The sequence below is a fragment of the Planktothrix pseudagardhii genome (genome assembly GCF_904830925.1).
In the GTDB taxonomy this organism is placed as follows: Bacteria; Cyanobacteriota; Cyanobacteriia; order Cyanobacteriales; family Microcoleaceae; genus Planktothrix; species Planktothrix tepida.
Genome location: NZ_LR882967.1, coordinates 46643 through 65823, shown reverse-complemented (window position 1 = coordinate 65823; position 19181 = coordinate 46643). Strand labels below are relative to the sequence as shown.

The window sequence follows — 19181 nt, the reverse complement described above, 5'->3', positions numbered from 1 at the left end:
GTTATTAGTAAACAGTTTAGAGGCTCGGAGTTCATCAACAGATGATTATTTATTACTAATAACTAATAACTAATAACCAATAACTAATAACTGATAACTGATAACTGATAACTGATAACTGATTATTCTTCTTCAAATCCTGCATCGTCTTCTAAATCCAATGCGTTGTTGTAGTTTTGAGATTCAATGGGAATACAAATTAAGTTATCGTCTTGAGTATAAACTAAGCCTTGTTGACGCAGTTTTCCCATCAGCCGAGTTACGGTAACTCGTGTGGAACCGATGGCACTTCCGATTTGAGAGTGGGTTAATGACCAAGGTAAACAATAGCCTTTAAACCCATCTTCCCCAGTACCACTGGCATAATATTCCCCGTATTCTTCAATGAGTAAGGTTAAAAATCCTAAAAGCCGGTCAATGGTACGACGTTGACCCAATGTACTTAACCAAAGTAATTTCCGTTGATGTTGATATCGAAACGCATCGAGAACTTCCCGACGAAAATGGGGCCAATTATCTAAATCGTGCCAATACATCCATAACACGGTCGTATCATCGGCATGGCTATAGGCTTGTAGACTAAAGGGAGACTGAGCCACCAGTTCAAAGGGTTGACCTGCACCGACAAAACCGAGAAAGGCTTCATCTAAATTGCGATTGCGGGGTTTGGAATTGGGTTTACCCTTCGCATATTCCAGTTGAGCGCTCCCAACTAATCGGACTGCACCCCGTTGGACTAAATACAGTAACCCTGGACGCGCCGGAATCCGCTCATCTTTGCTGAAACTGCGGCAACGGTAATGTTCCTGTGCCCAGTCTGTAATCCGCTGCCAGGTTAGGAAAGGTCGATTGGAATCGGTCGGAATAGGAGATGATTGCATCATGAGATCAGGTAATAAACAATTTTTAGTCAAAGGTCAAGACAAGATGCTCATACACCTCCACATCCGTCAAGTGTTGAATGGGTTCACAGAATTGCTCGCCTATCCTGAAGGTGTATTTTATACTTGAGAGAGAAGGGTTTAAGATCCTTTAACCAAAGTAACAAAAAACACATCTCTTTTGAGTAAACTCATCAACTATTTTAGACAATCAATTTCAAAAAATTCTGTCAGGGTATTGACTTAGTATGCTGATAATAGCCAATGTGAGCTTGTTTGGGATGGAGTTTGAAGGTTATGCTTGCTTTGGCAAAGGTATTGACGGTACAACTGGGAAAAAGTTTACGATTTCAAGGGATTGATACGGTTGATTCTCAGGAAATTCCCGTAAATCACATTAAACATGAGACTCAGATCACATACGGATCGGCGATCGCACTGAAACTTTCATCCCGCTTGCATCAACCGGCTCTGGATTTGGCGGAGGCTATCTGTGTTAGCTTAAAGACCTTAAATGCAGAGGAGCAGTGCGGTTTTGGGCAAATTCCTACAGATGTGACGGTTTATCCCTTGTCGTCAGGGATGTTGCAATTTATTTTTACGGATGTGGGAATTGCGACTTGGTTAGAACAACTTCTTCGCCACCGATGGACACTAACTCCGCTTCGGAATCGGGAAATTTCCCTGGATCAATTTGAGGTTCAATATAGTCATGCTCGCTGTTGTTCTTTATTAAGTTTGGCTGACCGGGAGCATTTAATTCAGTTAGAAGAAACCAATTTAAGGGCTGTATTACCCTTAAAAATTAGCTTTACTTCTTCTCCGATTCCTTGGTTAACAGATCAAGGACAATTACAATTTACTCAAAGTTATGACTATCAACTTTTAATGCAATTGGTGAAGACTGTAGATGCTCTTTTTTTCCCTTTAAGTTCTCCTCATTGGCTCAAACTTGCTGTTCAATTAAGCGAAAATTTCCAACAGTTTTATCGTCACTGTCGGATTTGGGGAGAGGTCAAACAACAGACCCCGGAGTTAGCTCAAGCGAGACTGGGTTTGGTTTTAATTACGCAAGTGATTCTTCAAATTTTATTAGAAGAAAAATTAGGAATTATGGCTCCTTTTGAATTATAAGTAAATTTTTTAAGATAAAAAGTCTGTTAGAACTTCATCGGGTTCATCATCATCATCATCATTGGTTAAAAGTTGAGCAAAGGTAGAATTAGGAATAATAGGAACTTCTGGAATAATTATTTTTTCTAGGGTTACTATTTTAGCTTCTAATTTAGCGACTTGATGTAATAAGGGTTCTAAGGATTGAACTTTTTGCTGTAAAATTAATAATTCTTGATGAAGGTTTGAAGCATCTAAATTAGCGGAATTAGAAATAGAAGAAAATTGAACTTTTTCTAAATAATGTCCGATAGCTTCATGAACTAATTTGTCTACAGAATGTCCTGTTTCTGCGGATAATTGATTCAATTGACTAGCCCATTCTTTGGGAATAGAGGTTTCTATTTTTATATTTTGTAAGCTCATAGATAGGGAACACCGAACTGGGAATAGGGAACAAAGATAATACTTCTGGCTGTTTTATGTCAGTTGTAAATTATTACGAGCGATTTGGGATTGCTATAGCAATCTTATTTGGCTTGAATCTGATTAATGGAGACTTGCTAACTCATTTTCCCCTGTAATTTTTAAAATTTTAGTTGTTTTTACAGGGGATAATTACCTTCTAGTTATGTTCTGGATTGGGGAACGTGCGTTTAAACTCTTCGATTAATTCATCAATTTCTTCTAAGGCTTGATTAACATCAATTCTGAGGGTTCCTAAATTAGGTCTTTCTAACAACTTAACCAGAGATTCCCGTTTTTGCTCAATTAAAGCAACTCGTTCTCGAATCGTATTGCTGTCCATGTTTAATTTCCTGCCTGAGTAAGTGAACGATCAATCTATTAATAATATAGCGATAATTGCTCAAAGTTGCAATTGAAAAAAATCATTGATTAGATAAAAAATAGTGGGATTGTGGGGTTATATTCTATCCTTCAATGTTGACTATAAATAATGGATCGGGTGGCTAATCACCTTTTCCTATCCCCTATTCCCTCTTTTCTATTTTCTTTTCCCCCTGTTCCCTGTTCCCTGTTCCCTGCTCCCTTTTAACGATTAGAAACGGCATAATGAACTAAAGCCGCCATGCGTTTTCTGAGGGTTTCTAATCCTAACGCTTTAGATGCAGAAATATAAACGGCTTGGGGATATTTCTCTTGTGCTAATCGTAAGGTATCGCCATCAGTTTGATCAATTTTATTAAACGCTAATAATCCAGGGCCCGGAGTAACAGGCATTTCCCTTAAAATCTGCATCACCGACTCAATTTGACTTTCCCAAGCGGGATGGGATAAATCGACTAAATGAATTAACGCATCCGCATCGGTGACTTCCTCTAAGGTAGCGCGAAAGGCATCAATTAAAGGCGGGGGTAGCTCATGAATAAATCCCACTGTATCCGTAATCACCACCGTTAAGGGTTCCTCGGTCATCGTGTCAGGAATCTCTAAACGGCGAGTGGTGGGGTCAAGGGTGGCAAAGAGTTGGTCAGCCGTGTAGACTTCCGACTGGGTAAGAACATTTAATAACGTCGATTTTCCAGCGTTGGTATATCCCACTAACGCTAAGGTGGGGACTTCTCGAACTTGACGATTTTGGCGTAAACGAGACCGATGCGCTTGGAGTTGGTTCACTTCCTGCTGTAACCGGGAAATGCGCCGTTGAATGGCCCGCCGTTCCGTTTCCAATTTTGTTTCCCCTGGCCCCCTGGTTCCAATTCCACCCCCTAACCGAGACATCGCCCGACCTCGACCTGTTAAGCGAGGTAAACTATATTCAAGTTGGGCCAGTTCCACTTGTAATTTTCCAGCCCCCGACTGAGCTCGTTGGGCAAAAATATCGAGGATAACTTCAGTTCGGTCTACAACCCTTACCCCAATTTGGGTTTCTAGGTTACGAACTTGGGCGGGGGATAAGTCCCGGTCAAAAACAATTAAATTCGCACCGATAGTTTGGGCGACGAGGGCGATTTCTTGGACTTTTCCTTCGCCGACAACGGTTTGGGGATGAGGTTGCGATCGCTTTTGCCGCAGGGTTTGTAACACTTTACCCCCGGCGGTATCGACTAAACGCACCAATTCCGCTAACCCATCTTCAAAACGTTGGGGAGAGATTTTTTCCGTTTTGACTCCGACTAAGAGGACTTTATCTTGGCTAGAATCAACTTCACGGGCGACAAATTCCCGTTCAAATTCTGCCTCTAAGCCGTTAACCAAATCGAGAAAATCCTGTTGGGAAAGGATATCCAAACTCATGGGCAAGGACAAATAATAGGGAATGGCAGAAAAACCATTATCAATGTGTTGATTATTTGCCGTGTCCATTTCTGGGACAAGGTGAGCGATATAGGTATCTTTGACATAACCTGTTTCACCTCCTCCTCGTCGTTGAAACCCGCTTCCGGTTAACGTTAGAACTGCGAGAACATCTAACCGTTGAATGGCCATTGCAGTGAGGGCTGATTCTTTGGGGGGTTCGGCGGTGGTTTGGGTCGCTATACAGCGAATCCCACTCAGCCGTCCATTGCCATAACGGGGCAGTTCTAAGGGGGGAATTTGGGTCTGGCGCGGGCTTCCGACTCCCACACGCATGACTTGTCCCCGACGGTTAATATAGGCGCACAGAGGTTGTTCAACTTCTGTACTAATAGCCGCCAGTCGCTGGGCAAATTCTGCGGTTGTAATGCGATCGCCCGGTAATCTTTGATGATACAGGCTTTGCAACCGTTTAAGCTGACTGGGTTTTAGACCTTGGAGTTGACCATAAATCGTTTCGATAGGCACATTTAACCAGTTTCCTGGCCCTCCATAAACGATAGGGGTTGATTTGAGATCATGATAACGTTAATCACCCGTTATAGCGCTATCCACTCTTAGAATAGGGAACAGATGGGAAAAGAAAATTGAGTTAGGCGTTAATAAACAAGAAATCCTCTGACGTAATCAAGTTTGTTTCTATCCCCTCTAAAATAGCCAGAACTTGTTCCTCAAATTGGATCAATGTATTGTTTCCATTTTGGGTAATTATCAAGTCTTCAAAAGAAATAAAATTATCTAAATTTTCATTTAAAATTACCAGAATTTGATCTTGACTATCTTGAAAGTCAATTATTGTATTCTCGCCTTGATTAACCCTAACAACGAAGAGATCGCTTCCTGTTCCCCCTGCTAAAGTATTGTTACCTTGATCGCCTAGTAAAGTATCATTTCCTGCGCCACCGATGAGGCTATCATTATTTTTACCTCCAAACAAACTATCATTTCCTAGGCCACCATTTAAGGTGTCTTTTCCTTCGTTTCCGAACAGAAAATCATTTCCTTCGTCGCTACAAAGTAAATCTTCTTCTTCTCCCGAACTCGCTTCTGTTTTTGAACCTAAGCTTCCATACAGTGTATCTTCCCCTTCACCGCCGCAAAGGGTATCATTTCCTTGATCACCCAATAGTAAATCATCACCTGCATCACCGGACATCAAATCATCATTTTTCCCGCCATACAAACTATCATCTCCCGCTTCTCCTGAGAGAGAATCATTAGCTTGATTTCCGAAAATTAAATCATTTCCTTCATTCCCGAATAATAAGTCTAGCCCATCTTCGCTGGGATTAGATGGATCGTTAATTCCACCCAATAAGGTATCATCTCCATTTCCTCCTAATAAGGTATCATTTTCTTCATCTCCCCAAATTTGATCATTTCCTTCGTCTCCCAAAATTAAATCATCTTCTTTTCCCCCATAGAGTGTGTCTTCTCCTATTTTACCGATTAATAAATCTGCGTTTTTATTTCCCAATAAAATATCGTTTTGTATTTCTCCAACCAGGGTATCTTGTCCATCTAAGCCGATTAAAGTGTCATTCCCACCAAAGCTTTGTAAAAAGTTATTTCCTTCTGTACCTAATAATTTTTCATCGGGTTCCTTACCTACAATTCTATCTATAGGTTGAGTTAAATTAACATCAGGAGGAGTCGGGAAAGAGGGACAAAGACAGTCTGGATCTTCTGGTTCTGGTGTAGGTGTAGGTTCTGGCGTGGGTATGGGTGTAGGAGTGGGTTCTGGCGTAGGTTCTGGCGTAGGTTCTGGCGTGGGTATGGGTGTAGGAGTGGGTTCTGGCGTAGGTTCTGGCGTAGGTTCTGGCGTGGGTATGGGTGTAGGAGTGGGTTCTGGCGTAGGTTCTGGCGTGGGTTCTGGCGTGGGTATGGGTGTAGGAGTGGGTTCTGGCGTAGGCGTTGGTGTAGGTGTGAGTTCTGGTGTAGGTGTAGGTTCTGGTGTGGGTTCTGGTGTGGGAACAGGTTCGTCGTTATCGATAATTTCAACAATTGAACTATTTTGAGGATTAATGATTGTTCCAATACTTCCATTGGCTAGTGTTAATGTCAAAGTTTCGTTGTCTTCGGTTAACGTATCATTATTAATGGGAATGGTTACAGTTTTAAAGGTTTCTCCTGATGCAAAGTTAACTAAAATCGAAGTGTTATTAAAGTCTATCCCCGTGTCAAGGTTAGTTCCTCCGGTTGCTGTTCCATCTGTTAATTGAACCTCAATACTGGATGAACTTGCGGTATTTCCGGTGCGATTAATTGTAATAGCATTACTAACAACAGTTCCATCTTCATTCAGTTGATAATTTCCTTGAGAAAATTCAACACGGGTTAAGGGATTAACTTTTTGTCCCCCTGAAAATTCTGAGGTGCTGTTACTGGGATCTGTGGCGGTGGTGGTAATAAATTTATTGTCAGTTTGAGAAGATAAAAAGCTTTGATCAAAGCTGATATTTCCCGTTGAATCAGTTATGACGTTGGCAAATCCTAAAAATTGTTGACCTTCTCCGAATGTGGTGGGATCTAAAATATCATTAGCGAAAAATTCAACCCGAAAAGTTGTGTTAGGCGTACTATTTAAGGTTCCAGAAATAGTTGTATTAGTTCCATCGGAAAGGGCTGAATTAATAACAGGAAAATTTTGCAAGTTGTTACTTCCGGTATCTGTATCTCCTAAATCATTTGCTGTGGTTCCTGCATCATTAATTAGAGGTGAACTCAAATCAATTCCTAACTGACTGTTAGAGAAAATAGCATTCGATAAAATAGAATTTCCTGTACTGCCATTTCCAACAGATACCCCATCTCTGCCATTAAAAGCGATCGCATTTCCTTCTCCTGAATTTGTTCCACCAATACGGGTATTGACACCACCTGATCCAATATCTATTCCAGAATTTGTATTTCCTAAAGAACTAATACCATCAATTTTAGTCCCAATAAAATTACCAATAATTTGATAATTTGGGGCATCCAAAGAAATTCCATTTCCCCCATTTCCAGAAATCAAATTTCGTTCTGTTGGCGTTGTACCCCCAATAATCCCATTAACCGGAAACGCATCTGTACTAATTCCATGTTTGGTATTAGAAATTGCAACGGTTCCCGTAAAATCTGTACCAATAAAGTTTCCTAAAATTCGAGTTTCAGAGGAAGCTAAACCAAGATCAATTCCATTTCCATTATTCCCAGAAATTAAATTTCCAGATCCAGCAATTGTTCCGCCGATAATATTATTAGGTGCTGCCAATAAACTGATACCATCAGAAGCATTTCCTAAATCTATAGATCCGTTAATAGTAGTACCAATATAGTTTCCTAAAACTTGGTTATTGGTGGCATTAAATTGAATACTAACTCCCGAACTATTATTACCTGAAATAATATTTCGTTCATCAGCAATAGTTCCACCAATTCTATTATTTTTTGCAGATTGGGCAATTATAATTCCGGTTTCACTATTGCCTAAAGTTGCGATTCCATCAATATCTGTTCCAACGAGATTTCCAGTAACAATATTATTATTGGCATTGCTACTTTGAATTAAGATTCCATCTCCAAGATTTCCTGAAACTAAGTTATCTTGAATGGTATGACCAGAACTTTCAATTCTGACTCCTGCTACTGAACCATTTCCTAAAGCAATTTTACCTGTAACATCTGTTCCAATTAAGTTACCAATGACTTGATTATTGGTTCCAGTTTGGAGAAAAACACCACTAAAACCATTACCTGAAATTAAATTAGCTGCACTAAATGCGGTTCCGCCAATAATTGTATTAGACGCATTAGATGAAATTAATATCCCATTATTAATATTGCGAATCGCAACAGTTCCCGTAATATCTGTACCAATGTAATTTCCTAAAATTCGATTACCAATAGCATCAATTCCTGTAATATTAATTCCATTAAAGCCATTCCCAGAGATAATATTCCGATCGCTTGCTGTGGTTCCTCCAATAATATTATTAGGCGCATTTTCAATGACAATACCCCCACCTGAATTTGCTAAAGCTGCATTTCCTGTAATAGTTGTGCCGATAAAGTTTCCTAAAATTTGATTATTGGTAGCGATATTTCCTTCGATACGGATTCCTTGAGCCGAAGTGTTATTATTTCCCGAAATGAGATTATCTTGAATAATATTATTAGCAGAATGCAGAATAATAATTCCTGATCCATTCCCCCCTGGATCAACGGTTCCTGTAATATCGGTTCCCAGATAGTTATTTTCTATTTGATTGGCGTTACTATTATTAATTAAAATTGCTGCATTACTAAATCCAGCACGATTAATGACAAACCCTCGAATAATGCTATTTTCTCCGGCTGTAATTTCTATAACTCCATCATCTAATCCTGCTACATTAGTGCCATTAATTTCAATAATCGGAGCACCTGTAAATCCGGCTTGAGTCGTCGCATCTAAAATAACTGAATCTGTGATTGCTGGTAATCTGGATAATGGTAGAATTGTAAAGGAATTAGTCGCTGCATTAAATCCGGGATCACTATTCGGAATATTAAAATCAATTCGATCCGCGCCTGGGGTTGTATTTGCAACAGTAATTGCTTCTCGGAGTGTGGTAATGCCATTGCTTATATCATTATCATTCGTATCTCCTGTACTATTAACAATAAAAGTTGCTAAAACAGAAGGATAAGTTTGAAGTGCTTTTCGATTAAACGGTAAATTGACGTTAAGATTGCCAAGGGTAAATTCAAAATCCCAATTTCCCCCTAAGATTTTGTTTCCGGTTAAGCTTGTTGAAGCTGCTATTTTTGTACCCGTAATTTGATGTAATTGTTTAATAAAACTTTGACCTTTTTCTCCTTGAGCAAGATGACAGCCATAGAGAATTAAAGAATCGACAGCAGAAAAGCTTTGTTTTAAAAGTTGATGGTAGTTTTCTAAGTTTTCTAAATTAAGTTGACTTTTGGCAAACTTTAAACAACCTGAAGCACCATGACTAATTAGATGAACTTCTTGAATCTCCCGTCTTTGTCGTAGATAATCTGCAACTTGTTGAATACTATCTTGACTATTATTAAGTTGGACAACTTCTACTGATTTAACAATATTTTTAATGAAAAATTCACAGCTATTAATTGCTGAATCAATAAAAACACAGATCTTCATAGAGCGTTTCCTACTTGAATAACCGCTTTTAGTTTCCATTTATTTCGATAGGAATTTAACCCGTATTCTATTATAAGGGGTGAAATTTCCAATCAGTTTCTAACATTAATCGTTCTACATGACGAGGTAAGAACGAGCAAGAACTTGACGATTTAAAAGCATCAAAACCAAAGTTGTCTTAGAAGCCTGACAATGGGAACATAAATTTAAAAGAGCAATCTCAGCAGATGAAAGGTGATAAAGCACTGAACTAACCCTAAATAAAAAAATATTAATTAATTATAAAAACATTGTCAATAGGAAAAACACTGATTCCTATTGGTACTTATGTGTTAGTACCAAGATGCGCCAGTGTACAACTACCTAAAAAACGGGGAAACAGAAATTGACCCAAGCTCAATATACCTAAAGTTTGCTACTCAAATGATACAAACCAAGAGAGCATCCTATTACAACCGGAATTTGACAGCTACCGTAAAGTTTTTAAGGAATTTGAGCTAGGCCTAAAACTTTCAGCGATGCTCCTATCGTATATTTACCCGATTGAGGATTTCCTCAAGGACGGCAAGCCGGAGATTGTCACCAGCCGTGGTCGGATTTCAAAGAAGCCGACTAAAAAATATCTAAGTTTATCCAGACAAAAAAACGTCTAAAATGATTCAGGTAAATTGTTGATCGCAATTGTTAGACCCTGATACCCTATTTAACACACTTAACAGGTATGATGCCTGTTCCACAAAAGCCAACATGGGCGCAACTAAACAAAACAGCCAATTGATTCATGCCGTTAAAACCGGGAATATGATTAACACCCGTGCTTTACTCTATAAGGGTGTGAATCCCAATGTTAAGGATAAAGAGGGCATTAGCGTCCTCATGTTGGCAACAACGAAAGGATATACGGAAATTGTTCGGGTCTTACTGGATAGAGGGGCTGAGGTTAATTATGCCAGTAAACGTTATGGGATAACAGCCTTAATGTTGGCGGCGGCTCATCATCAATTAGATGTGGCTCGTTTGTTAATTCAAGGGGGAGCGAATATTAATGCCAAAAATGAAGATGGAAGTACGGCGTTAATGGTGGCGGCGTTGAAGGGCGATACAGAAATGGTTGATTTATTATTAACGGCGGGGGCGGATGTTACGATTGAAGATCAAGACCGAGATACGGCTTTAAAATTAGCCTTGTCTAAGGGGCATTTATCAATTATTGAGGCTTTGCTCAAGGCGGGAAATTCTGATCCCAATGTGGGTTTAGTGCTTTTACAAGCGACACAACAGCAAGCCATTCAAGGGGTACAAATGTTATTAGCTGCTGGGGTGGATGTGAATGTTTGTAACCGAGATGGAGAAACCCCATTAATGTTAGCGGTAGATGGGGGAAATATTGAGTTAGTCCGAATATTATTGGGGGCAAATGCTGATATTAATCGCAGCAATAATGATGGAGGAACGGCATTAATGGCGGCGGCGGCAGCAGGTCATTTAGCGATCGCAGAATTATTATTAGAGGCAGGTGCAGATGTTCATGCAAGCGATCAGGATGGAGAAACTGCCTTAAATTTAGCAGTAGTTGAAGGTCATATAGAAATCGTGGAATTATTACTTAATCACAAAGCTAGGGTTGATGTCAAAAATCGTTTGGGTGATACTCCCCTGATGGTGTCAATATTGCAAGGTTATCCTGGGATTTTTAAGTTATTAGTTAAAAAAGCAAATATTGAAAATTTGCCTAATATTTTAAATTACAAAGTATTTGGAGAAACAATATTAACGGCTGCAATTCAAGGAGGAAATATTGAATTAATTGAGATTTTATTAGAGTCTGGGGCTGATATTAATAGTTGTGCAGACCAGGGAAAAACAGCTTTAATGAAAGCAGCAATTCGGGGAGATATTAGTATTGTTAAGGTACTTTTAAATCGAGGAGCAGATGTTAATATCAAGGATGATTCGGGTTCAACTGCGTTAATGTGGGCGGCTTCACGGGGTTATGAAGAAACGGTTAAATTATTAATTCAGTTTGGAGCTAATATTAATGATAAAAATCAAGGCGGATACACCGCTTTAATGTTAGCTGAATTTCAGGGTTATAAATCTGTTGTTAAAACCTTTAGAAAGGCAAATGCTCAAGAATAATTCAGGTTTGGAGTTTAGGGAAAAGCAAAATACATTATAATTATACTCAATGAAACTGTGATATAAAAATTGTTATGAAAAAAGGGCAACTGACCACCTGGAAAGATGACCGAGGTTTTGGCTTTATTAAACCCGATGATGGGAGTAAAGAGGTTTTTTTGCATATTAGTGCGTTGAAGGGTGCAAGTCGTCGCCCAAAAGTTGGAGATATAATTTTGTATGAGCAGAAAACTGAAGCAAATGGAAAAGTAAGTGCGAGTAAAGCTTCTATTCAAGGTGTTCAATCTCGAAAGGAATTAAACTCGAATAAACGCATCAAAGGGAGTATATTCAAAAATTTTACTAAGATAGGAATTGTCGCTATAATTTTACTTTTAATTCAAAAATGTAGTCTGAGCAAATCTCCTCCTATAATTCTACCTACTATCAAACCCGGATGTAACATTAAAGGCAATATATCCTATAATACAGGCAATAAATTCTATCATCTGCCAGGTATGGAAGATTATGAATCAACTGATATTGATTTATCAAAAGGAGAACGCTGGTTTTGTACAGAGTCAGAGGCGATCAAAAATGGTTGGCGTAAAGCACCTAGATAGTTAAACCTATTGAGTATAACTCCTTATTTTTATGGTTCTGTTCCCTGTTTTCTATCTTGGGATAGAAGCTAATATTTTTTAATTTTTTTACAATTATAACTATAAAAATTAAACTTTGTTTAACAACAAGGAAGGTCAAAATGGGTATGAAAGAAAGAATGGACGCAACGGCTAAAAATATAGAAGGGAAAGCACAGGAAGCCATCGGTGAAATTACGGGTGATCCTCAAGATAAAGCCGAAGGAAAAGCAAAACAAGCTGAAGCTCAATTTCAACATTCGGTTGAAAATATTAAAGATCTCGTGAATCAAGCTTCACGAGATCTTTAAAATTCATTGTAGGGGTGGGTTTTCTCAGCCTTTTTAGGATAAAATTAATGATATCCATCGCAATTGAGGAATAAAGGAATGTTGCGAAAACCCAACAAATTATGGAACCCGGAATATTGGGCGAGTTGGAAACCTTTTGGTTTAGGAGAACAATATCCGAATAATTATTGGGAAGTATTTCGCGCAGCTTGGGTGAATAAAGATCAATTTTCATATACTTGGGATATCTTAAATAACGGGGTTTGTGATGGCTGTTCCCTGGGAACCACCGGGATGAAAGATTGGACGTTAGACGGGTTACATTTGTGTAATGTTCGTCTGCGGTTATTGCGGTTAAATACGATGGCTGCATTTGATCCTAAACTATTAGAAAATGTAGCGGAATTAAAACAAAAAAGTAGTGCAGAATTACGAGAATTAGGGCGAGTTCCCTATCCTATGCGACGAGATAAAGGGGATAAAGGGTTTAGAAGAATTAGTTGGGATGAAGCGTTAGATTTAATCGCCACAAAAATTAAAGCCACTTCTCCGCAGAAATTAGGGTTTTATATTACCAGTCGGGGGACGGTGAATGAAACCTATTATGCAACTCAAAAAGCAGTCCGGGCGATAGGAAGTAATAATATTGATAATGCGGCGAGAATTTGCCATTCTCCGAGCACGGGAGCCTTAAAATCAACATTAGGAGTCGGGGCGACCACTTGTTCCTATAAAGATTGGATAGGAACGGATTTATTAGTCTTTTTTGGCTCTAATGTTGCCAATAATCAACCCGTTACGGTTAAATATTTACACTGGGCAAAAAAAGCCGGAACTCGCATTGTTGTGATTAATACCTATCGAGAACCGGGAATGGAACGATATTGGGTTCCATCAATTCCTGAAAGTGCGTTATTTGGAACTAAATTTGCGGAAGATTTCTTTTTAGTGAATCTAAATGGGGATTTAGCCTTTATTAATGGGGTGATTAAACATTTAATTGAACAGAATTGGGTTGATAATAATTTCATTAAAAATTATACCACAGATTTTGATACTTTAAAAGCGAATTTAGACCAACAATCTTGGGAATTTTTAGAGCAAGTTTCGGGTACAAACCGTGAGGAAATGTACCGGTTTGCTCAAATGGTTCATGAAGCAGAAAAAGCGGTATTTGTCTGGAGTATGGGTATTACTCAACATGAATGCGGGGAAGATAATGTGAAAGCCATTATTAATTTAGCCTTAACGAAAGGATTTGTGGGACGAGAAGGCTGTGGTTTAATGCCCATTCGCGGACATTCTGGGGTACAAGGGGGGGCGGAAATGGGATGTTATGCAACGGTATTTCCAGGGGGGCGAAAAATTAACCCTGAAAATGCAGCAGAACTTTCAAATTTATGGGGGTTTACTGTTCCTGAAACACCGGGTTTAATGACCGCAGAAATGATTCAAGCTGCTTCAGAAAATAACCTAGATGTTCTATTTTCTGTTGGGGGGAATTTCTTAGAAGTGATGCCCGACCCTGACTTTGTAGAAACGGCTTTAAAAACGGTTCCCTTGCGGGTTCATGCGGATATTATTTGTTCTCATCAAATGTTAATAGAACCGGGAGAAACGGTATTAATATTACCTGCTACAACTCGTTATGAAGTACCCGGAGGAGTGACGGAAACCACAACAGAACGACGGGTGATTTTTAGTCCTGAAATTCCGGGGCCAAGGATAGGAGAAGCGCGTCCAGAATGGCAAGTTTTTATGGAGTTAGCGCGGCGAGTTCGTCCTGAATTAACCGAACAATTAACCTTTGAAACCACCGCCGAAATGCGTCAAGAAATTGCCAAAGTTGTACCGCAATATGCAGGTATTCAACATTTAAAAGAAGCGGGAGATCAATTTCAATATGGGGGAACACATTTATGTTTTGGTTGGCAGTTTCCAACAGCCAATGGAAAAGCTCATTTTTGTTCCTTATCTCCAACCCTTGAAACCTTACCAGAGGGGCATTTCTTCGTAGCAACAAGACGGGGAAAACAGTTTAATAGTATGGTACAGGAAAGCAAAGATGCTATTACTGGGGCGATGCGAGAAGCAATATTAATCAACCCTATTGATGCAGAACAGTTGGGTTTAAATAATGGAGATAAAGTCAGGTTAATCAATGATTATGGAGATTATCAAGGACGGATTTATCTTGCCCCTATGACTCCTAAAAATTTACAAGTTCATTGGCCAGAAGGAAACATTTTATTGGATAAAGATAAACGGTCTACTGAAGGGGTTCCTGATTATAATGCTGTTGTTAAACTGGAAAAAATATGATGTTGAAATTTGTGCCGATGTTGTAATATTTTATTGTAGGGGTTTGGTTTTCAAACCCTCTAGGCACCTGGGTTGGATTACCCAAACCCTACAGGACTGTTTTACAAATTCTACAGAGATAGGTAATTTAGAAACTAGGTTTCTAGGGTTAAACCTGGGTCTAAAGTTACAATATAAGGAAAAAGAACCGGGTTTTTAAGTTAGGAATTATGAATACAGGTAATAGTAAAATAAAAGCAAAAATTTGGGTAGTTTTTGAGGGAAAAGAACGTTCTCGTTTTGATGAATTAGCAACGGAAGAACCCTTAGAAATTCGCTTATCTCCGACTAACAAAACCCTGGCAGTGACGATGCGAACCCCTGGGGCTGATTTTGAATTAGTGGCTGGATTTTTGTATAGTGAAGGAATGATTAAAAATAAATCTGATATTGTCAAAATGAGTTATTGCGTTGACCCTAATATTGATGGAGAACAACAACAAAATATTGTTAATGTCGCCCTAAAACCCGAATTAAACCTTGATTTTAAATCCTTAGAACGTCATTTTTTTACAAATAGTTCCTGCGGAGTTTGTGGGAAAGCAAGTATTGAATCTTTAGAGCAAAAAGGTTGTCCGATTTTAACAGAAGATTGGCACGTTACGGCTAATATTATCTATAATTTACCCGAACAATTAAACCAGGCGCAGAGTGTGTTTCATAAAACCGGGGGGTTACACGCTGCGGCGTTATTTAATCCAGAGGGGAATTTATTAAAATTACGCGAAGATGTCGGACGTCATAATGCTTTAGATAAGTTAATTGGGTCAGCTTTTTTAGCGGATGAATTACCTCTAAATCAAGGAATGATAATGGTGAGTGGACGCACCAGCTTTGAAATTATTCAAAAGTGTTTGATGGCAAAAATTCCCATCATTTGTGCGGTTTCTGCACCCAGTAGTTTAGCGGTGAGTTTAGCCCAGGCGTTTAATCTTACTCTGATTGGATTTTTACGCGGTCAACGATTTAATGTTTATTCGGGTTTGTCTCGCCTCCGCTTTTAATAACTGGAAGAATAAAGGGTTGAGGTTTGCCAATTCCAAACCCTTGAACATAGTCAATGCCTATTTTTTTGAGTTCTGTTAAAATAGCATCGTTTTCTACAAATTCTGCAATCGTTTTAATCTTCATCACATGACCAATACGATGAATAGCTTCAACAATTTCACGGGCAACGGGGTCAGTTAAAATATCTTTCACAAAACCCCCATCAATTTTTAAATAATCAATGGGCAGGGTTTTTAGATAAGAAAAAGAAGACATTCCACTGCCAAAGTCATCCAGGGCAAAAGAACACCCTAATCTTTTAAAAGATTGTATCAGTTGTACTGCTTTTTTGAGGTTAGCAATAGCGAGGGTTTCTGTAATTTCAAAGCAAACAACTTGGGGAGGAACTTTATACTGTGCAAATTGGTCATAGAGAAACTCAATAAATTCATCATTATTCAAACTCGCCCCGGATAAGTTAATCGCATAAAATTCTTGAATCTCTGCTAGATTTTCGGAGAGATGGATAGAGAGATAATGCTGTTCTAAATGTTGAAAAACAGTGCGAATAACCCAACGGTCAATGCTTTTCATTAAATCATATCGTTCTGCTGCTGGAATAAATGCCATCGGTGAAATTAATTGACCGGATGTGTCTCGTAACCGCAGTAAAACTTCACCATGTTTATGGGGTTTTGTCGCGGGATTAATGTCCATAATAGGTTGATAATATAAACAGAAGCGATTTTCTTCTAGGGCTTGAGGAATTCGCGCCGCCCAGCGAATTTCACGACGTTGTTGAATCAACTCTTGGTCATCGGCGTGATAAAGGTGAACCCGGTTACGACCTTGATTTTTTGCTGCATAACAAGCCGCATCTGCTGCACTCAAAACCGTTGCTAAATCATGAGTTTTATCAGTGATTTGCACTAATCCAATACTCACTCCAATGGAAAAAACTTTTTCGTCCCAAGCAAAGCGAAAATCTCGAACTACATTACACAAATCTACGGCTTTTTTTTGGGCTTCATCTAAGGAATAGTAATTTAACAATAAACCAAATTCATCTCCTCCTAAACGGGCTAAGGTATCTCGTTCTGTGACTTGATTTTGTAACAAACAACTTAATTGTCGTAGAAGTTCATCCCCAGCTAGATGCCCACAGGTATCATTGACAATTTTAAATTGGTCTAAATCTAAATAACAAATGGCATGATGATGGGGAGATTCGCGCACTAATTTTAACGTTTTTGTCACCTGTCTTTCAAATTCACTGCGATTAATTAATCCCGTTAAGGAATCATGACAAGCTTGCCAAGATAATCGATGAGCGAGTTCTCGTTCTTGGGTAACATCTCGAAATACTAAAACAGCACCAATAATCGCACCATCTCGGCTGCGGATAGGGGCCGCAGAATTATCAATTGCCCGTTCTTTCCCATCCTTTGCCCTTAAAATAACATTATCGGAAAAATCAAAAATACACCCTTCTTTTAAAACTTTTTCAACGGGATTTTCACTAAAGAGATGAGTTTTTACATCCAGAATTTTGAACACATCCTTTAAGGGTAAACCTTTCGCTTCTAAAACTGACCAACCTGTTAATTCTTCAGCCACAGGATTAAGGGATTCAATCTGTCCTTGACTATTAGTGGTAATCACGGCATCACCAATGGATTGTAACGTGACTTGGGCTAATTCTTTGCTTTGTCTTAACTGATGTTCACTGGATTCTAAGGCGGCTAACATTAAAGAATTTCTTAATTCTTGGGCTGTTTCAATTTCAATAGGTTTCCAAGGTAAGGATTTTAATTGAACGATTTCTTTCCAGAGTTCAAAGGATTGGCGTGGGGTTAATCGACGAAATCCTTGTTGTTCAATTTCAATAGAGTCTTGGGGATTTCCAGCCCAGTTCACCGTTTGAATCACTTCTGGCCTAAACCAAATTAAATGATATTCACTTTGATTTGGAGATAAAGAAATAGCCATAATTCCACTGATTAAATCTTTATAAGATTCGGCTTGGGGATACAATTTTGGCAAACAATCCGTATAAAATATTTCTTGATGGCAATATTGAGATAACCAGTCAATTAGTTTTTGGACTTCTCCTAAAGGAGGGGTTTGACCAACTAACATGACATCTTCCCCAAACCGAATCACAGCCCCTTGAGCTTTAACTAAATTCAGTAAATTGGTTTGGTCTTGTACTAAAGTTTTGATAAAAGAGGTTTCTAAAGCAGGGGCATTCAGTAAATTTTTACGCACTAATTTAAGTTTTTCACGGTAATAGAGGTAATCTTCACTAATTTCTTTATAGGGTAATTCTACCGCCATAACTTGCCCTAGAAATTCACAAGCTTTACGGATGGTATAAGAGACATAACGAGGAGAATAATGATGACAAGCAATTAAACCCCAAAGGCTTTCTTTTTTAATTAAAGAAATACAAAGGGTTGCTTGAACCCCCATATTTCGGAGATATTCTAAATGACAGGGAGAAACAGAACGCAGCACCGAAAAACTTAAATCTAAGGGTTTTTGGGTTAGGGGATGAATCGGAGGCACAATATCAACGGGTTGATGATTAATATCAACTAATAATCGCAGCCAATTTCGCTGATAAAGGTCTCTCGCAAATTCAGGAATATCTAGGTGAGGATAATGAAGCCCTAACAAACTTTCTAAATCTTCCTGTTTATCTTCAGCAATCACAACTCCATTTTTTTCTTGATCAAATTGATAAACCATCACTCGATCAAATTCGCTAATTTTGCGAATTTCCTGAGCTAAAAATAAACTTAAATCCTTAAAACTTGTGGCACTTTGAATCTTACAGACAGAGGATCTAACCAGATGATAAAAATTGATAAAAGTGACATTTTCATCCTGATTTAGCTCTAGTTCTAAAATCACAGTATCCTGATATCGATGGAGAATTCCATCACAGATAACTTTTTTATTTTTAATATGGAAAATCAGATGAATCGGGTTATAATATTGAAAATTGTTACTAATTAAACAGTCTTGGATTTGAAAAAATTGGAGTTTGTTTAAAAAATGGCTCAAGGGTCGATTTAGAAAAGCAGACACAGAAACCCCAAACAGCCTTAAAGCATTTCTGCTGACTTGTAAAATTTTTAAATCAGGCTCTTGTAACGTTAACAAAAGACCATGAGGTTGTATTCTACCCGGAGTATTAATAAATTCTTCTTCTAGTGCCACAAAATCCTGATTGAGGATACTTGCTTCTTCCTGTTGCATAATATAAGATTAGGTTAATCGCTCTGGCGGTTGACTGAGTTTATGGTATAGTCTGATA

12 protein-coding genes are annotated in these 19181 nt (G+C 38.6%); 6 read left to right on the top strand and 6 right to left on the bottom strand.

Going from position 1 to position 19181, the window contains the following annotated elements; genetic code table 11:
• Positions 1-122 precede the first annotated feature (122 nt).
• Positions 123-881, bottom strand: a complete 759-nt coding sequence (locus tag NMK36_RS00205) for a Crp/Fnr family transcriptional regulator (RefSeq protein WP_072718820.1) — start codon at positions 879-881, stop codon at positions 123-125.
• A gap of 297 nt (positions 882-1178) precedes the next feature.
• On the opposite strand from NMK36_RS00205, the gene NMK36_RS00200 reads away from it, so the two are divergent.
• Positions 1179-2015 carry a DALR anticodon-binding domain-containing protein gene (locus NMK36_RS00200; RefSeq protein ID WP_072718819.1) on the top strand — a complete coding sequence of 279 codons (837 nt, stop codon included), beginning with the start codon at positions 1179-1181 and terminating at the stop codon, positions 2013-2015.
• 9 nt (positions 2016-2024) lie between these two features.
• Here NMK36_RS00200 and NMK36_RS00195 read toward each other — a convergent pair whose 3' ends face one another.
• From NMK36_RS00195 to NMK36_RS00180, 4 genes are all read right to left on the bottom strand, one after another.
• Positions 2025-2420 (bottom strand): hypothetical protein, encoded by a 396-nt coding sequence (locus tag NMK36_RS00195; RefSeq protein WP_072718818.1) that lies wholly within the window; start codon positions 2418-2420, stop codon positions 2025-2027.
• Positions 2421-2619: 199 nt separating this feature from the next.
• Complete coding sequence (locus tag NMK36_RS00190; protein WP_072718817.1) at positions 2620-2802, bottom strand: hypothetical protein; 183 nt, start codon at positions 2800-2802, stop codon at positions 2620-2622.
• Positions 2803-3047: 245 nt separating this feature from the next.
• Positions 3048-4589: a GTPase HflX gene (gene hflX / locus NMK36_RS00185; protein WP_367400312.1), complete on the bottom strand. Its 1542-nt coding sequence runs from the start codon at positions 4587-4589 to the stop codon at positions 3048-3050.
• A 316-nt stretch (positions 4590-4905) separates the two neighbouring features.
• Entirely contained in the window at positions 4906-9462 is a 4557-nt protein-coding gene (locus tag NMK36_RS00180) for a DUF4347 domain-containing protein (protein WP_254172723.1), read from the bottom strand.
• Positions 9463-10209: 747 nt separating this feature from the next.
• On the opposite strand from NMK36_RS00180, the gene NMK36_RS00175 reads away from it, so the two are divergent.
• The 5 genes from NMK36_RS00175 to fdhD all read left to right on the top strand — a co-directional run bounded on the left by NMK36_RS00175 (position 10210) and on the right by fdhD (position 15876).
• Positions 10210-11601, top strand: a complete 1392-nt coding sequence (locus NMK36_RS00175) for an ankyrin repeat domain-containing protein (protein ID WP_072718815.1) — start codon at positions 10210-10212, stop codon at positions 11599-11601.
• Positions 11602-11675: 74 nt separating this feature from the next.
• Positions 11676-12203, top strand: a complete 528-nt coding sequence (locus tag NMK36_RS00170; RefSeq protein ID WP_139295034.1) for a cold shock domain-containing protein — start codon at positions 11676-11678, stop codon at positions 12201-12203.
• Between the two features lie 140 nt (positions 12204-12343).
• Positions 12344-12532 carry a CsbD family protein gene (locus NMK36_RS00165; RefSeq protein WP_254172722.1) on the top strand — a complete coding sequence of 63 codons (189 nt, stop codon included), beginning with the start codon at positions 12344-12346 and terminating at the stop codon, positions 12530-12532.
• 78 nt (positions 12533-12610) lie between these two features.
• On the top strand, positions 12611-14833 hold the full coding sequence (locus NMK36_RS00160; protein ID WP_254172721.1) for an FdhF/YdeP family oxidoreductase: 2223 nt from the start codon (positions 12611-12613) through the stop codon (positions 14831-14833).
• Positions 14834-15042: 209 nt separating this feature from the next.
• The gene (gene fdhD / locus NMK36_RS00155; protein ID WP_072718810.1) at positions 15043-15876 is read left to right on the top strand and encodes a formate dehydrogenase accessory sulfurtransferase FdhD; all 834 of its coding nucleotides are present in this window, start codon (positions 15043-15045) and stop codon (positions 15874-15876) included.
• On the opposite strand, the gene NMK36_RS00150 is transcribed toward fdhD, so the two are convergent.
• A complete protein-coding gene (locus tag NMK36_RS00150) occupies positions 15839-19123 on the bottom strand; it encodes an EAL domain-containing protein (protein WP_254172720.1) in 3285 nt (1094 codons plus the stop codon). The genes fdhD and NMK36_RS00150 overlap by 38 nt on opposite strands.
• Positions 19124-19181: the final 58 nt, after the last annotated feature.

Bases quoted from the DNA above. Each gene is read 5' to 3' on its own strand.
- NMK36_RS00205 (WP_072718820.1), bottom strand. From the start codon at position 881: ATGCAATCATCTCCTATTCCGACCGATTCCAATCGACCTTTCCTAACC.
- NMK36_RS00200 (WP_072718819.1), top strand. From the start codon at position 1,179: ATGCTTGCTTTGGCAAAGGTATTGACGGTACAACTGGGAAAAAGTTTA.
- NMK36_RS00195 (WP_072718818.1), bottom strand. From the start codon at position 2,420: ATGAGCTTACAAAATATAAAAATAGAAACCTCTATTCCCAAAGAATGG.
- NMK36_RS00190 (WP_072718817.1), bottom strand. From the start codon at position 2,802: ATGGACAGCAATACGATTCGAGAACGAGTTGCTTTAATTGAGCAAAAA.
- hflX (WP_367400312.1), bottom strand. From the start codon at position 4,589: ATGCGTGTGGGAGTCGGAAGCCCGCGCCAGACCCAAATTCCCCCCTTA.
- NMK36_RS00180 (WP_254172723.1), bottom strand. From the start codon at position 9,462: ATGAAGATCTGTGTTTTTATTGATTCAGCAATTAATAGCTGTGAATTT.
- NMK36_RS00175 (WP_072718815.1), top strand. From the start codon at position 10,210: ATGGGCGCAACTAAACAAAACAGCCAATTGATTCATGCCGTTAAAACC.
- NMK36_RS00170 (WP_139295034.1), top strand. From the start codon at position 11,676: ATGAAAAAAGGGCAACTGACCACCTGGAAAGATGACCGAGGTTTTGGC.
- NMK36_RS00165 (WP_254172722.1), top strand. From the start codon at position 12,344: ATGGGTATGAAAGAAAGAATGGACGCAACGGCTAAAAATATAGAAGGG.
- NMK36_RS00160 (WP_254172721.1), top strand. From the start codon at position 12,611: ATGTTGCGAAAACCCAACAAATTATGGAACCCGGAATATTGGGCGAGT.
- fdhD (WP_072718810.1), top strand. From the start codon at position 15,043: ATGAATACAGGTAATAGTAAAATAAAAGCAAAAATTTGGGTAGTTTTT.
- NMK36_RS00150 (WP_254172720.1), bottom strand. From the start codon at position 19,123: ATGCAACAGGAAGAAGCAAGTATCCTCAATCAGGATTTTGTGGCACTA.